The organism is Microbispora sitophila, from assembly GCF_014892245.1.
Classification (GTDB): Bacteria; Actinomycetota; Actinomycetes; order Streptosporangiales; family Streptosporangiaceae; genus Microbispora; species Microbispora siamensis.
Genome location: NZ_JADBGC010000002.1, coordinates 263,888 through 279,337 on the forward strand (window position 1 = coordinate 263,888; position 15,450 = coordinate 279,337).

A 15,450-nucleotide genomic window follows, 5' to 3' on the forward strand; every position below is an offset into this window, starting at 1 on the left:
CGACGGGGTGACGCGGGTGGTCGGCAGACAGGGCAGGGTCACGGGCAGGATCGGCCCGGGCCTTGTCGGCGAGGTGATGGTGCCCATCCGCGGGGGTGTCGAGGCGTTCTACGCCTATCCGAGCATTCCGGACGAGGAGATCCCGGTGGGGTCGATCGTCGTCGTCGTGGAGTATTCGCCCCCGCGCACCGTCTACGTCGCTCGCGCGGTCGTCTGACTCGCTCCGTCCTCCTTTCCCCCCACTACACGGAGGCTCCCATGTCCCCGGAGATCCTGGTCGTGGGCGGTGTGGCCGTTGTCGCCCTCATCGTCCTCATCCTCCTGTTCAAGGCCATCTGGCGGGTGGCCGAGCCCAATGAGGCGCTCATCATCTCGGGCCTCGGCGCCCACACGAAGAACGAGCTGGCCGACAGCCTCGGCTTCAAGATCGTGACCGGCAAGGGCACCGCCGTGCTGCCCGGCTTCCAGACCGCCCGGCGGCTGCGGCTCGACAGCCGGGCGACGAACCTGCAGGTCAACTGCGTGACCCAGCAGGGCATCCCGGTCCAGGTGCGCGGTGTGATCATCTACAAGGTGGGCGACGACTTCACCAGCATCGCGAACGCCGCCCGCCGCTTCCTCGACCAGCAGGACTCGATGAACGGCGCCATCCACGAGCTGTTCACCGGCCACCTGCGCTCGATTATCGGCAACCTGACCGTCGAGGACCTCATCCTCAACCGCGAGCGGCTCACCAGCGAGACCCGCAGCTCGGCGGCCGACGAGATGAGCAAGCTCGGCCTGGTGGTCGACTCTCTGCAGATCCAGGAGATCGAGGACGAGACCGGCTACATCACCAACCTCGGCAAGCCGCACGCCGCGAAGATCGCCGCAGCGGCCCGCATCGCCGAGGCGCAGCGCGACCAGGAGGCCACCGAGGCCGAGCAGGTCGCGGCCGCCAAGAAGGCCTCCGCCATCCGCGAGTCGCAGATTCAGCAGGCCGGCTACCAGGCGGAGGTGGACCAGGCGGCGGCCAAGGCCCGGCAGGCCGGCCCGCTGTCGGAGGCCACCGCGCGCCAGGAGGTCGTCGTCCAGGAGACCAGGGCCGCGGAGCTGGAGGCCCAGCTCGCCGAGCAGCGGCTCCAGTCGCAGGTTCGCAAGCCCGCCGACGCCAAGGCGTACGAGACCGTCACGCTGTCCCAGGCCGAGCGCGACGCGCGCATCGCGCAGGCCGAGGCGGAGGCCAAGGAGACCGAGCTGCGCGCCGCCGCCCAGGCGTCCCAGGTCAAGCAGGCGGCGGCGGCCGACGCCGAGTCGGTGCGGGTGCGCGGTGAGGCCGCCGCGGCGGCGACCAAGGCGACCGGTCTGGGCGAGGCCGAGGCGGCCAAGGCCAAGGGTCTCGCGGAGGCCGAGGCGGCCAAGGCGAAGGGTCTCGCGGAGGCCGAGGCGGCCAAGGCCAAGGGTCTGGCCGAGGCCGAGGCGATCAGGGCCCGCTCGGAGGCGCTGCGGGAGAACCAGGAGGCCGTCATCGCCCAGCAGCTCGCCGAGAACTGGCCGCAGATCGTGGAGGCCGGTTCCAAGGCGTTCGGCAACGTCGACCACATGGTGGTGCTCAACGGCGCTCAGGGCATCGAGGAGATGCTGGCGAAGGCGCTCACGCTGGGCGGCACCGGGCTGGGCCTGGCCCGTTCCCTGCTGGCCGGCGGCACCCCCGCCGCGGCCAAGGACGGCACGAGCGTCAACGGCGCCGAGCCCACCACGAAGAACGCCATCGACGCCGCCTCCTGACGGCCACCGGGTCGGCCCGCGCACACCGCCGGCCGGCCCGCGGCCCGTTCTACTCGGACAACAGCCGCCGCAGGTGGCCGGGAGGACGGCCGAGTTCCGCTCGCATGGTACGGGTGAGGTGGGCCTGGTCGGCGAAGCCGAGTGCGGTGGCCAGGCCCGCCAGATCCCGCTCCCCCTCCTCGATGCCGGCGAGGGCGCGGCTGACACGGACCCGGTTGCGGTAGCGGCTGACCGTCATGCCGACGTGCCGGCGGAAGGTCCGGCTCAGGTGGGAGGGTGAGACCCCCAGCGCCCGGGCCAGCCGTACGAGATCGACCGACTCGGGGTCGTCCGCCACGATGGCCTCCCGCGCCCGATCCGCCAGGCCGCCGCCGCGGTCCAGGTTCCGCCGGTCGGCTTGCGGGCGGACCGCCGCCGCGAGCGTGTGCACCAGCCGTTCGGCGGGGTCCGCCGAGTCGTGCGCGGTGCGCAGGAGAAGCCGGTGCGCGAGCTCGACCCGGCCGTCGACCGCCACCCGCGGGTGCGGCGGCTCGTCCCCCACCACGGCGTGCCACAGCGAGGGCCGCACCAGGACGAACGTGCAGACGTCCCCGCCGGCGGGATGCGCGAACGCGTACTCGCCGCCCGGCCTCTGCACATAGCCCATCGTGGGGTCGGCGACCACACGGTGGCCGTCACTACGCACACCGAACATTCCACGGCGTACGAGGACGACGCCGTACGACCCGCCTGGCTCCGGCGTCGACCACGTGCGATGCCGGGCCGTGCAGGAAACCAGGTGGACGGAGAAATCCGGCGTCTCGACCACTGTCCTCGATGTCCGCACCGGTCCACTGTACGAGCAAATATTTTCAAGACCTCGGGGCCCGTGATCGCGGAGCCTGAGAGCCATGTCTCCCTTGACGAGGCCGCGGCCGGGGACGGTGCTCGCCGTGCTCCTGACCGGGCAGACCATGGCGTCGATGGACGGTTCGATCGTCACGGTCGCCCTGCCGTCGGTACAGCACGATCTGGGCGGCGGCGGCGCCGTCCTGCAACTGGTCCCGTCGGCGTACCTGCTCACGCTCGGGCTGCTCAACGTGACCGGCGCCCGTACGGGCGATCTGATCGGCCACCGGCGGGCCTTCCTCGGAGGGCTGGCGGCCTTCACCCTGGCGTCGCTGCTGTGCGGGCTCGCTCCGGCCGCACCGGTGCTGGTGGCGGCCAGGGTGGCCCAGGCGGCGGCGGCCGCGCTGATGGTGCCGCAGGTCTTCTCGCTGATCCAGCTTCGCTTCGACGGTGCCGCCCGGAAGCAGGCCATCGGCCTGTACTCGATGGTGCTCGCCCTGGGCGTCGCCCTCGGTCAGGTGATCGGCGGTCTGGTGGTCGGGGCGGATCTGTTCGGGCTGACCTGGCGGCCGGTCTTCCTGGTCAACGTCCCGGTGGGGGCCGTGCTGGTGCTCGTCGGCCTGCGCGCTCTCCCGCAGAGCCCGCCGGTGGCGCGCAGGCTCGACCTGGGCGGGGTCGCGCTGCTGACCGCGGCGATGACCGCCCTGATCGTTCCGCTGATCTTCGGCAGGCAGTACGGCTGGCCGGAGTGGGCCTGGGCCTCACTGCTCGCCGGCCTGGTCCTGCTGGTGGTCTTCGTGCGATTCGAAGGCCGGGTCGTTCGCGGCGGCGGCCTGCCACTCCTCGATCTCGCCGTGTTGCGGCCGGCGGGCGTGCGCGCCGCCCTCGTCACCTGTGTCATGGTGATGGGCTGTTACACCGCGTTCCTGTTCGTGCTGACCCTGCATCTCCAGGGCGATCTCGGCTTCGGCCCGCTCGCCGCCGGGCTCGCCTTCGTGCCGTACGCGATCGGGTTCGCCACGCTGAGCCTGACCTGGGCCCGGCTGCCGGAGGGGGTCCAGTCGGCCCTCCCGGTCGCCGGACCTGCCGTCTTCGCCGCGGGAGCCCTGGTCGTGGCCGTGTTCTCCGGTGACGGATGGCCCCCGGCGCTCACGCTCCCGGTGTTGTTCCTGGCGGGCGCGGGGCACGCGGCCGGCTACAGCCCGCTGGTGGCGCAGGTGGCCGCCATCGTGGGTCCTGACCGCGCGTCGGCGTTGTCGGCGTTGAACTCGACCGGGCCCGTGCTGGCCTCCGTCAGCGCCGTCGCCGGACTCGGCGGTCTCTACCTGAGTACCGGTCCCGGCTTCACCCTGGCGGTCGTCGCCGCGCTGCTCGTGGCCGCGGCGCTGAGCGCCGCCGCCGCCCGTGCGGCATGGCGGCGCCGCACGCAAGCCGTCAGTCGAACGAGAGCTCGGTCGTACGGCGGGGCATGAGCAGCAGCGCGGCGACGCTGAGCACGGCCACGAGGAATGCCATCGACGCCGCCTCCTGACGGCCCGCGTTCGTCCCCGTCATCCGGACGAGGACGAACCCCGGCGATAGCGGCCGGGGGCGGTGCCATAGATGCGTTTGAAGGCGGCGCCGAAGGCGTACTCCGAGCTGTAGCCGACACGGGCGGCGATCTCGGCCAGGCCGGCGTCGGAGTCCCGCAGCAGCCGCGTCGCTGTGGTCATGCGCCACCAGGTCAGGTACGCCAGCGGCGGCTGGCCGACCAGGGCGGTGAAGCGGGCGGCGAAGGCGGCACGGGACATCCCGGCCTCCCGGCCCATCGACTCGACCGTCCACGGCCGGGCGGGGTCCCGGTGAACGGCGTGCAGGGCGGTGCCGACCGCCGGATCGGACAGCGCGGCCGCCCACCCGGTGGCCGCGCCCCGGGCGAGTTGCCCGTCGAACCAGGCCCGCAGGATGTAGAGCAGGAGCATGTCCAGCAGCGCGGGGACGACGGCGTCCGTGCCCGGGCGGGGAGAGGCGATCTCACGGCCGAGAAGGGCGACGAGCACCCCCAGCTCGACCTTCGCGTCCGTGTCGGCCTCCGGCCCGTCTCCGGTCGTCGAGGTGGCGCGGGTCGGGAGGTGGATGAGGCCGGGCAGGTCGTGCAGCAGCGGGTGGGCACGCCGAGGATCGAGGCGATACCCGCCGCACAAGGTCACCGTGGTCGCATCGCCGCCGTCAGGGCTGTCCGGTCCCACCGAGTCCCTCACGAACAACGCCAGGTCCTCGGCCGTCGGGTCGCAGGCGGTGATGGCGAGAGGCGTGACGGGCGAGTCGGCCAGGCCGTACGGGTGACCCTGTGCGAAGAAGACCACGTCTCCAGCGGACAACGGGATCGGCGCGGCGCCGGCATCGTCCTCCGGCGGGATGAGCCAGCACGAGCCCCGCAGGATCACCTGAAAACCCGCCGCCCCCGGTACCGCCGGGAACCGCTGTCCCCAGGCCCCGCTCCACTGGACGCGTGCCGCGTTCGGCCGCCCGGTACGCATGACGGCGATGACATCGCTGAGCACGTCCACGCGGTCACCCTACGGCGGATCAGACGATCGCGTATCAAATCCGGACTGTGCGGCATTGGGCGTCTTGGTCCGCCCTCCTACGGTGGCCCCCATGACACACAAGATCCTGGTCATGGGGGCCACCGGGACCGTCGGGCGTGCGGTCGTGGCCGAGCTGACGGCCCCGCCGCTCGGCCGTTCCCGGGCGATCGCCGAGGCTCCCGACCTCGCCTCCGCCACCCACGCCGGCACACCTACCACCGGCGTTCCCGAGGTGCTGGCGCTGGTTCGCGACCCGGCCGCCGCCGTGCTGCCCCCGGGCGTCGAGCCCGTACGCGGCGATCTCACCGAACCCGGCTCGTTCGCCGACGCCGTCGAGGGGATCACGGCCGCGTTCCTGGTCTGGCCGTTCGGCACCGCCGACGGGCTCACCGCGGTCCTCGACGTGGTGGCCCGGCACGCCCGCCGCATCGTGTACCTGTCCTCCGCCGCCCGCCGCCCCGGCGAGCGCGAGGCCGAAGAACTGATCAGGCGCACCGGCCGGGAATGGGTGTTCCTCCGCCCGCACGCCTTCGCGGCCGGCACGCTGCGCTGGGCCGCCGACGCCCGGTTCCACGCGGACGGCGTGGTCGCCGAACCCTATGGCGGTGCGGCCATGCCGCTGATCCACGAGCGGGACATCGCCGAGGTCGCCGCCCTCGCGCTCACGGGCCGCGGCCCCGCCGGGGTCGCGCACGAGCTGACCGGGCCGCAGACGCTGACCCAGGCCGAGCAGGCACGTGTCATCGGCGAGGCCATCGGCCGCCCGATCCGCTGGCAGGAGCTGCCGCCCTCCGAGGGACGGGAGCGGTTGATCGCCGCGGGGTCGCCGCCGGAGGTCGTGGACGCGATCCTGCGGGCGCGGGCCGAGCTGGTGGGCCGCCCGTGGCCGGTGACGCCCCGCGCCGGCGCGCGCGACTTCCGCACGTGGGCGGACGAGCACGCCCACCGCTTCCGCGCCACGACGCGGGCCGCCCGCATCCACGAGTACGGCGACGCGTCCGTGATCCGCCAGGAGGAGATCCCGATCCCCGCCCCGGGCCGAGGCGAGGTGCTGATCAAGGTGGCTGGCACTTCGTTCAACCCGTCCGAGATCGGGCTGCGCTCGGGGCTGCTGCGGACGCTGGTGCCGGAGATGGCAGACCTGCCGCTGCCGTACACGCTCGGGTGGGATGTCTCGGGCACGGTCGTGGCGACCGGAGCCGGGGTGTCCTGGCCGCGCCCGGGGGACAGGGTCATCGGCCTGCTGGAGGGCGGTGCGGCGGCCGAGTACGCCGTCGCGCCCGCACGGCTGCTGGCCCCGGCGCCGAGAGCCGTCCCGCTCGCCGACGCCGCCGCGATCCCGGTGGCCGGGCTGACGGCGTGGCAGACGGTGTACGAGCACGGCCGGATCGGTCCGGGGCAGCGCGTGCTGGTCAACGGTGCGGGGGGCGGGGTGGGGATGTTCACCGTGCAGTTCGCCGGAAGGGCCGGAGCGACGGTGATCGCCACGGCCGGGAACGCGCACAGCGCCGCGGCGGCCCGGGCCTACGGAGCCGACGAGGTGGTGGACTACCGGACGGATCCCCTGCCCGGTGACCTGGACGTGCTGCTCAACCTCGTTCCGCTCGCGCCCGGTGCCGGGGCGGACCTGGCCCGGCTGGTACGCCCCGGCGGCCGCCTCGTCTCGATCACCGTGCCCGTTCAGCCGCCCCCGGGGTCGCGGGTCACCGCCACGCGCTTTGTGGCCCGCAACGACGTCGACCAGCTGGCCCAGATGGCCGCCCTGGTGGACGCGAAGGAGATCGTCGTTGACGTCGCCGAGCGGCGCCCCCTGGCGGACCTGGCGGCCGTACACCGGATGGCCGAAGCCGGCCGGACCCGGGGCAAGGTCGTCATCGAGCTCTGATCCAGAGCGAGCGGTCAGTCGAACGAGAGCTCGGTCGTACGGCGGGGCATGAGCAGCAGCGCGGCGACGCTGAGCACGGCCACGACGACGAGCGCGATGAAGATGTGGTGGACGGCGTCGTACAGCGCGCCCCGGACGAAGGACGCGGTGGCCGAATGGGCCGCCGCGTCCTGGGAGTCCAGCACCAGGCTCGTGGCGTCGAGGCTGTCGGGCAGCCGTCCCGCGACGTCGGCGGGCGGGTGGGCGAAGCGGTCCGACAGCGTCGCGTTGGAGATGGCGCCGAGCACCGCGGCCCCGACCGTGCTGCCGATCGAGCGGCAGAACATGTTGGTCGCGGTGACCACGCCGCGGCGTTCCCAGCCGACGACCGACTGCACGGCGACCATCGTGGGGCTGGCCGACAGACCGAGGCCGACGCCGACGACGAAACAGGCGGCCGCGACCTGCCAGATCATCGCGTTCTGCCCAAGCAGCGCGCACAGCACGGTGCCGGCCACCACCACGACGATGCCGATCAGCGCGGTGTCACGGAACCCGATGCGCATGTAGAAGCGGCCGGAGAACGTCGCCGCGAGGGGCCAGCCGACGGTGAGGGCGGCCAGGGCGAAGCCCGCCACCAGCGCGCCGGTGCCCAGCACCCCCTGCGCGTACGTCGGGACGTACGAGGTGAGCCCGATGGTGAGGGCGCCGATGCCGAGAGAGGTCAGGTTGCCGCCGGTCAGCGTGCGGCGGCGGAACACCCACAGCGGCAGCACCGGCTCGGCCGCGCGGCGCTCCACGAGCACGAAGCCGACGATCAGGAGGAGGCCCGCCGCGAAGATCAGCAGGCTGGGCGCCGAGTTCCAGTCCCAGGCGACGCCGCCCTCCAGGAGGCCGAGGATGAGCAGCGAGGAGCCGGCGGTGAGCAGCACGGCCCCCGGGTAGTCGATCCGGTGGGAGCCCCGCCTCACCTGCTCCTTGAAGCGCCGCGCGAGCATCCAGGCGGCCACCGCGCCGAGCGGCAGGTTGATGAAGAAGATCCAGCGCCAGGAGACGTACTCGGAGAACACGCCGCCGAGCGTCGGGCCGACCACCGCCGAGATGCCCCACACGCTGGCGAGGTAGCCCTGGACGCGGGCCCGCTCCTCGACCGTGTAGAGGTCACCGGCCATCGTCATGCTGATCGGCTGCACCGCTCCGGCCCCGATGCCCTGGATCGCCCGGAAGGCGATCAGCGCGGGCATGCTCCAGGCCACCCCGCACAGCACCGACCCGAGCAGGAACGCCGCGATGCCGAAGAACATCACCGGCTTGCGCCCGAACACGTCGGCGAGCTTGCCGTAGATGGGCACGGTCACGGCCTGCGTGAGCAGGTAGATCGAGAACAGCCAGGGGAACTGGGAGAACCCGCCGAGGTCGGTGACGACGGACGGCACCGCGGTGGCGATGATCGTGCTGTCCAGCGCCACCAGAGCGGTGCAGAGCATGATGGCGGCGAGTACGGGACCGCGCTCCGACCGTAGCCCGATGCCTTTCGATGTCGTCGTCGTGGTCACGTGAAAGGCTCCCCTGCGCGTCCGGCGTGCACGTACACGGGACCCTCCCGCCCGTGGGCGAGAAGGTCCCGGAACAGGGCAACCATCGCAAACTCTCCGGCATTCCTTGTCGCCGTACGGCAGGAACACGCGCCCTGCCGGTCTCGGCGCCGGCGTCAGCCGCGGCGCTGGGTCTCTTCCAGGTAGCGCAGGACGGCCGTGACCCTCCGGTCCGCCCGGTCGGTGGGTGCCAGGTCGAGTTTGGCGAAGATGCTGCGGATGTGCTTGTGGACGGCGCCTTCGGTGACGAAGAGTCGTTCGGAGATGGCGGTGTTGCCCAGTCCCTCGGCCATCAGGGCGAGCACGTCGTGCTCCCGGGCGGTCAGCCGTTCCAGCCCGCTGTCGGTGCGGGTGCGCGTGAGCAGCTGTGCGACGACCTCGGGGTCGATGGCCGTGCCTCCCGCGGCTACCCGGTGCAGGGCGTCGAGGAACTGGTCGACGCGGCCGACTCTCTCCTTGAGCAGGTATCCGAGCCGGTCGGTTCCGCCGGCGAGCAGTTCGGTGGCGAACGCCTGCTCGACGTAGGCGGACAGCACGAGCACCGCCAGGCCGGGGTGAAGGCGCCTGGCCTCGACGGCCGCGGCGATGCCCTCGTCGGTGTGGGTCGGAGGCATCCGCACGTCGACGATGGCCACGTCGGGCCGGTGGGTGGCGACCGCCGCCAGGAAGGAATCCGGGGAGTCGGTCGTGGCCACCACGTCCAAGGACTCCGCGCGCAGCAGCAACGCGACCCCTTCGCGCAGCAGCGGGTCGTCCTCGGCTATCACGATCCGCATGGCAACTCCACGTCGAGAGCGGTCGGCCCGCCGGGCGGGCTGGTCAGGATGAGACGGCCGTCGTGCGCCTCGACCCGGCTGCGAATGCCGGTGAGCCCGGAGCCGTGCCGTTCGTCCGCGCCGCCGACGCCGTCATCTTCGATCCGCAGGGACAACCGGTCGCCTGCACGCCGTACGGTCACCGTGGCGTGCCGGGCCCGGCTGTGCTTGGAGATGTTGGTGAGTGCCTCGGCGGTCACGAAGTAGGCGGTGGCCTCGATGGAGGCGGGGCACCTGCCGAGCGCGTCGACGTCGACCCGGCAGGGCACACCGCACTGCGTCGCGAGCCCGGTGAGGGCACCGGCGAGCCCCCGGTCGGCCAGCACGGGCGGCAGGATGCCGCGGACGACCGTACGGAGCTCGGCCAGTGCCTGCTCGGCGGTCTCCTGGGCGCGTTCGAGCACGTCCTCCGCATCCGCCCGGTCACGGGCCAGCGCGCGGCGGGCCGCGCCGAGCAACACGGTGACCGCGACCAGCCGGTTCTGCGCCCCGTCGTGCAGCGAGCGTTCGATCCGCCGCAACTCCGCGGCGTGGGCGTCCAGCGCCGCCGCGCGGGTGGCCGACAGCTGCGCGATCCGCAGGGACAGGTCGACGTCGGCGGTGGGCGCCAGAAGCCGGCGTCCCGGCCATGCCTGCAACCGGGCCATTCCCGTCCCGAGTGCCAGGAAGCAGGCGGCCATCGCCACGCCGAGGATCGCGACCGCCAGGGCGCCGGCGTCGTCGTGCACGTCCCAGAACACCAGGGTCGGGGTGGGATCCTCCGCGGGCAGCGCCCGCCACCACAGCGGATACGTGATGTCCTGCACGGCGTCCGCCACCAGGGTCACCCCGGCCACGCCGAGGAACAGACCCAGCGTCGCGTGCACGAGGAGCCAGCACAGCTCCCGCCGGACGGCCGGATCGGCGAGCGCGGCGCGTGCGCCGGCCCGTGCGGGCCCCAAGCCGGCGATCTCCGGCCCCCAGCGGGACAATCGGCCACGCTCCCGGTCGGCGACGGACCGTACGACACGCGGCACGGTGGGCACCAGGAGCAGGCCCACACCGATCACGCAGGTGAGTCCGGCCACGACGATCCATAACAGAGCGGCGAACGCCAGCAGTGCCGTGCCGAGGCCGCCGACGAGGTGTTCGAATGTGCTGAAGACGCCACGGGCACGTGCGGCGATACCTCTCCGGCCGTCTCGCCGGGTGTCGGCCGGCTTCCGCTGGCGCGCCGCCATCATGCCCCCCTCGGGCCAACGAGCTTAGAACAAAGATCCCGGCGAGGTCTTTCCGCGCGATGGTTCAGCGCTGCGGGGTGAGCTGCGGCGCGGGTTCCTCGACCGGACGGTAGCCGAGGCGGCCGCGGGTCGCGACGAGCACCAGGACCGCCGCCGTGGTGGCCGCGAGCAGGGTGACATGGCTCGCCTGCTCCGGAGTGTCGATGGAGGGGAACATGTCCGAGTAGACGATCGACATGAAGTTGTTGACGCTGACGTGCAGCAGCATGATCAGCGGCAGGCTCTGGCCGGTCCGGTTGAACACCCAGGTGACGACCACGCTGAAGACGGAGGCGAAGGCGATGAACTCGCCGACCCTCATCCAGGTGACGTCCGGCCACCCGCCCCACTGGCTCAGGAACAGCGGCAGGTGCCAGACGCCCCACAGCGGGCCGAGGATGACGGTGGCGCCCAGCGGGCCGAACTTCCGCTGCATGCGGGGCAGGGCGAAGTCACGCCAGCCGGGCTCTTCGGCCAGGCCGGTGGTGACCATCTGGAGCAGCAGGCCGGGCACGTAGGCGACCAGCACGGCGACGGGGGGCATGCGGACGTCTTCGCCGGAGAGTGCGAAGCCGGTGGCGACGATGACGGCGGGGACGCCGAGGGCGGTCACGAGATACCAGACCCAGCCGACCCGCCACTTGGTCATCCGCCCGACCCACCGGCGGACGCCTTCCTCGCCGTCCGCGACCCTGGTCACGATGTACGCGGCGAAGATGGGGCCGAGGTAGGCGCCGGGGAGAACGCCGGCGAATTGGGTCGTACCGAGCAGCGAGGGGAAATCGAAGTCCCAGATCCCCAGGCCGTTGTTCGAGAGAACGTAGGGTAACCAGGCCGCCCAGCTCATGAGGTTGGCCAGGGCGAAGAAGCTGATCAGCGGACGGCGGCGGATGAAGCCCCGAATCCCGCTCTGACTCGTATAGCGCCCGGCCTCCGGCCGGCTGTCGACTGCCACTTCACTCTCTCCTGTGGGAGCGCTCGACTGACAGCGATCAGCACACCAGCCGCGGGCCCTCCCGGTCGCTCCCGCGTGCACCCCAATGGAGGTACAGCCAGGGGTACCAAGGAGAGAACGACCAGGTCAGAGCGTCGGCCAGGAGACGGCGAGAGGGCCGCGGAGCAGGCGGGAGGCGAACCGCGAGGACCACGACGGGTCCTCGACGGTCCTCCGCCCGAATAAGTACGTTCAGATGAGTACGTGCGGCTCGGGGTTGCCCGCGAAGCAGAACTGGGCGTTGCGGGTCAGCTTGTAGTCCGCCGCCTGCCAGGTGTGGGCGGTGGCGTCCGAGCCGCGCATGTAGATGAAGTTGTACCGGTCGGCCGAGTAGATCCGGACGCCCTCCTCCTTGCAGCGCCGCACGAGCCGGGTGTCCTCACCCGCGTTGACCGCCTCGAACGGGAACGCCCGCAGCAGGTCGGTCTTGGCCAGGATCGTCGCCCCCTGGATGAGGTGGGCGTAGCGGTGCTCCAGCCCGGGCAGGCGGAAGATCGTGACGTTCTGGTCCGGGAAGTACGTGTAGTGGGCGCCCTTGCCGACCATCTCGGCGTCGGCGTAGTCGAAGGCGCGGACCAGGTCCGACAGGTAGTGCTCGCCGTAGATGTTGTCGTCGTCCATCTTGGAGATCAGCTCGCCCTCGGCGTGGGCGATGCCGTGGTTGAGCACCTCGCCGAGCGTCCAGGACGGGTCGGCGGTCAGCACCTTCACGGCCGGGATGCCCGCCGCGAGGGCCTTGTCGCGCACGACCGCGGGGTCCTCCGAGAGGCCGTGCATGACCAGCACGAGCTCCAGGTTGCGGTGCCGCTGCCGCGCCACCTGGCTGATCGCGTGTTCGAGCTGGCCGGCCCGGTTGGTCGGCAGCACCACGGAGATCGACCGCGAGCGCGAGACGACCGGCAGGCCGAGGTCGGTGAGGATCTGGTCGACGCGGTGGGAGAACAGGTGCTTGTCGAACACCTCGCGCATCGCCAGGTGGCCCTGACGCGCCCGCAGCTCGGGGCTGTTGATCAGGTAGATCGCTCGGTTGTACGCCTCCTCCTGGGAGTGCGCGACCGGGATGAGCGGACCGAACGTCTCCTCGATGGCCCGCGACCACCCCGACAGCACGGTGGTCGAGCAGGCCGACAGCTCGAAGACCCGGCGCGCGCACATGGTCGGCGAGTCGATCACCGAGTTCACGTTCAGGAAGACCTTGTACATCTTGTACGCGGCCAGCATCTGCTCGTACGGCAGTTCGCCCACGATGTGGGGGCGGTACTCCTCCGGCCAGGCGTACTTGTCGGCCACCGAGGCGTTCCTGGCGTAGATGTGCAGGCCGAGCGGGCGTACGGGCGCGAGGATCGTCTCCATCTGCTCGCGCCGCTCGGGGTGCTTGTCGCGGAAGTACATGCCCGCGAAGACGACGTCGTACGGCCGGCCCTGCTTGGTCTGGATCGGGTTGTGGATCCGCGGCTGGGCGGCGAACTGCAGCACGCCGACACGGTCATGACCCAACATCTCGCGATATTTCGGGATCATGTCGCCGTCGCACGTGTACACGTAGTCGAACAGCTTGGCCGTGTCGATGAAGAAGTCGAAGTTGGGCGGGTCCTCCTTGTTCCAGAAGACCGTGGGGATGCCCTCCTCGCGGCACCAGGCGATCAGGTCGCGCAGCTCCTGCTTCGGCGCGTTGGTCCCGGTCATCTGGTAGCGCCAGCGACCCTGGTTGCCGTGCCAGGCCGACTCGCAGAACAGCATCTCGGGACGCTTCTCGGCGAAGACCTCGCGCCAGTCCTGCAGGCCGAACTCGATCTGGTCCCACTCGTACTTGAACGCCATGCGGGAGAAGTCGTCGAGGATCACCGCGACCCGCAGGTCCGGCCGTACGACCGGGCCGTCCGGCCACTTGAGGCTCGGGATCTTGACCTCGGGGCCCCGCGCCTCGGCGGCGGCGGCGACCTCGATCGCGGAGGGCGGCGCCTTGGGGGCCTTCTTGCCGTCCTTCATCGCCTTGCTGAGGTCACGTGGCAGCCGGACGATCTTCTTGGGCTTCGCCGCGTTCGTCAGGACCTGCGCGACCCGGTAGGGCTTCTGGGTCTGGGTGGCCTGGAGCCTCCAGAGGGCGTAGTCGGCCCGGGCCTCCTGGTAGGCGAGCCGGTTCTCCAGGTCGCGGATCCGCTGCTCGTACTGCTCGACGTGCTTGCGCTCCTCGGGCAGCCAGTTCACCGGCCCCAGCCGCTGGAAGCGGGGCTCTTCAGGAGTCTCTTCGGTCTCAGCCATACCTCTCCCCTTTACGGAAGGGTCATCGTACGGGGGTCAGCGCCGCCTTTATGCCTAAATAGGGGTTTCAGCCGCCGGTCGCTAGCGCGCCCGGTCTGTGTTTCCCGCTCACCATCGGGGCGCTCACACCCGCCGTCTTCCCTCGTCGCGCTTGGTCGCTTCGCTCCCGCGCGCTCCTCAGTCCAGACCGGCGGCGCGCCCCTCCGGATCGCTCGCCGGTCGCTAGCGCGCCCGGTCTGTGTTTCCCGCTCACCATCGGGGCGCTCACACCCGCCGTCTTCCCTCGTCACGCTTGGTCGCTTCGCTCCCGCGCGCTCCTCAGTCCAGACCGGCGGCGCGCCCCTCCGGATCGCTCGCCGGTCGCTAGCGCGCCCGGCCCTTGGCGGCGGGGGAGAGGTTGTCGTCGCGGAGCCAGGCTTCGATCACGCGGGCGATCCGCGGCCCGGCCGCGCCGTCCCACAGCGGCGGCAGTTCGCCGCTCGGTGTGGCCGCGCCGTCCGCGAGCGCCTTGGACGCCGCGGCGGGGAGCGAGGCGGGGGTGACGAGCCGGTTGGTGCCGTGGGTCACGGTGACCGGCCGCTCGGTGTTGGGCCGGACGGTCAGGCAGGGGACGCCCAGCATGGTCGTCTCCTCCTGGACGCCGCCGGAGTCGGTCACCACCAGGGCGGCGCCGCGCACCAGGGACAGGAAGTCCACGTAGCCGAGCGGGTCCACGATCTTCAGATGCGGCCGGTCCACGAGCCCGGCCTCCGCCAGCCGCTGCCGGCCGCGGGGGTGCAGGGGGACGACGACCGGCACCTGCTCGGCCACCCCGAGCACGGCGTCGACCAGTTCGCGAGCCGCCTCCGGGTCGTCCACGTTCGCCGGGCGGTGCAGCGTGGCCACCGCGTACCTGCCGTCGATGCCCAGGCGCTCCTGGACGGGCGCCGGGTCGAGCTTCGGCAGCGCGGCGAACAGGCTGTCGATCATCGGGTTGCCGACGAGGTGCACCTTCGCCGGGTCCACGCCCTCGTTGGCCAGGTGCGACAGCGCCTCGGGCGAGGTGGCGAACAGCAGGTCCGACAGCGCGTCGGTGACGACCCGGTTGACCTCCTCCGGCATCTCCCGGTCGAAGGAGCGCAGGCCCGCCTCGACGTGCGCGGTCGGCACGTGCAGCTTGGCGCAGACGAGGATCGCCGCGAGCGTCGAGTTCACGTCGCCGTACACCACCACGAGCGCCGGGCGGTGTTCGAGCACGACGTCCTCCAGCCCCGTGAGCAGGGCGGCCGTCTGCCGGGCGTGGGTGCCGCTGCCGACGCCGAGGTTCGCGACCGGCTCGGGCAGCCCCAGATCGGCGAAGAACACGTCCGACATCAGCGCGTCGTAGTGCTGACCGGTGTGGATGATGCCCTGCCTGATTCCGAGCTCGGCCAGCCCCCTGACGACCGGGGCCGCCTTGACGAAGTTGGGCCGGGCGCCCAGTACGTGCAGGACGAGGGGGTTGTCTCTCATCTACC

General features: G+C 71.9%; 12 protein-coding genes. 4 read left to right on the top strand and 8 right to left on the bottom strand.

The annotated features are described in order from the left end of the window. Nucleotides 1-16 precede the first annotated feature (16 nt). Both IL992_RS04520 and IL992_RS04525 read left to right on the top strand, forming a co-directional pair. Nucleotides 17-217 (top strand): hypothetical protein, encoded by a 201-nt coding sequence (locus tag IL992_RS04520; RefSeq protein ID WP_030507699.1) that lies wholly within the window; start codon nucleotides 17-19, stop codon nucleotides 215-217. A 41-nt stretch (nucleotides 218-258) separates the two neighbouring features. Beyond that, on the top strand, nucleotides 259-1,767 hold the full coding sequence (locus IL992_RS04525; protein WP_193202024.1) for an SPFH domain-containing protein: 1,509 nt from the start codon (nucleotides 259-261) through the stop codon (nucleotides 1,765-1,767). Nucleotides 1,768-1,816: 49 nt separating this feature from the next. Here the strand turns inward: IL992_RS04525 and IL992_RS04530 are convergent, their stop codons facing one another. Beyond that, nucleotides 1,817-2,593: a helix-turn-helix domain-containing protein gene (locus tag IL992_RS04530; protein WP_319018337.1), complete on the bottom strand. Its 777-nt coding sequence runs from the start codon at nucleotides 2,591-2,593 to the stop codon at nucleotides 1,817-1,819. Between the two features lie 64 nt (nucleotides 2,594-2,657). On the opposite strand from IL992_RS04530, the gene IL992_RS04535 reads away from it, so the two are divergent. After that, nucleotides 2,658-4,067 (top strand): MFS transporter, encoded by a 1,410-nt coding sequence (locus IL992_RS04535; RefSeq protein WP_193202026.1) that lies wholly within the window; start codon nucleotides 2,658-2,660, stop codon nucleotides 4,065-4,067. A 78-nt stretch (nucleotides 4,068-4,145) separates the two neighbouring features. Here the strand turns inward: IL992_RS04535 and IL992_RS04540 are convergent, their stop codons facing one another. After that, complete coding sequence (locus tag IL992_RS04540) at nucleotides 4,146-5,144, bottom strand: AraC family transcriptional regulator (protein ID WP_193202027.1); 999 nt, start codon at nucleotides 5,142-5,144, stop codon at nucleotides 4,146-4,148. Nucleotides 5,145-5,235: 91 nt separating this feature from the next. Between IL992_RS04540 and IL992_RS04545 the strand changes: the two genes are divergently transcribed. Beyond that, nucleotides 5,236-7,050 (top strand): zinc-binding dehydrogenase, encoded by a 1,815-nt coding sequence (locus IL992_RS04545; protein WP_226872312.1) that lies wholly within the window; start codon nucleotides 5,236-5,238, stop codon nucleotides 7,048-7,050. Nucleotides 7,051-7,064: 14 nt separating this feature from the next. On the opposite strand, the gene IL992_RS04550 is transcribed toward IL992_RS04545, so the two are convergent. The 6 genes from IL992_RS04550 to wecB all read right to left on the bottom strand — a co-directional run bounded on the left by IL992_RS04550 (nucleotide 7,065) and on the right by wecB (nucleotide 15,445). Next, nucleotides 7,065-8,585, bottom strand: a complete 1,521-nt coding sequence (locus IL992_RS04550; protein WP_319018338.1) for an MDR family MFS transporter — start codon at nucleotides 8,583-8,585, stop codon at nucleotides 7,065-7,067. Between the two features lie 155 nt (nucleotides 8,586-8,740). After that, nucleotides 8,741-9,400: a response regulator transcription factor gene (locus tag IL992_RS04555; RefSeq protein WP_193202028.1), complete on the bottom strand. Its 660-nt coding sequence runs from the start codon at nucleotides 9,398-9,400 to the stop codon at nucleotides 8,741-8,743. Beyond that, nucleotides 9,388-10,662 (bottom strand): sensor histidine kinase, encoded by a 1,275-nt coding sequence (locus IL992_RS04560; protein ID WP_226872313.1) that lies wholly within the window; start codon nucleotides 10,660-10,662, stop codon nucleotides 9,388-9,390. The genes IL992_RS04555 and IL992_RS04560 overlap by 13 nt, the downstream gene beginning before the upstream one ends. Nucleotides 10,663-10,723: 61 nt before the next feature. Next, nucleotides 10,724-11,653 (bottom strand): CPBP family intramembrane glutamic endopeptidase, encoded by a 930-nt coding sequence (locus IL992_RS04565; protein ID WP_319018339.1) that lies wholly within the window; start codon nucleotides 11,651-11,653, stop codon nucleotides 10,724-10,726. 231 nt (nucleotides 11,654-11,884) lie between these two features. Next, complete coding sequence (locus IL992_RS04570; RefSeq protein ID WP_193202029.1) at nucleotides 11,885-13,954, bottom strand: glycosyltransferase family protein; 2,070 nt, start codon at nucleotides 13,952-13,954, stop codon at nucleotides 11,885-11,887. Between the two features lie 363 nt (nucleotides 13,955-14,317). Next, a complete protein-coding gene (wecB, locus tag IL992_RS04575) occupies nucleotides 14,318-15,445 on the bottom strand; it encodes a non-hydrolyzing UDP-N-acetylglucosamine 2-epimerase (RefSeq protein ID WP_193202030.1) in 1,128 nt (375 codons plus the stop codon). Nucleotides 15,446-15,450: the final 5 nt, after the last annotated feature.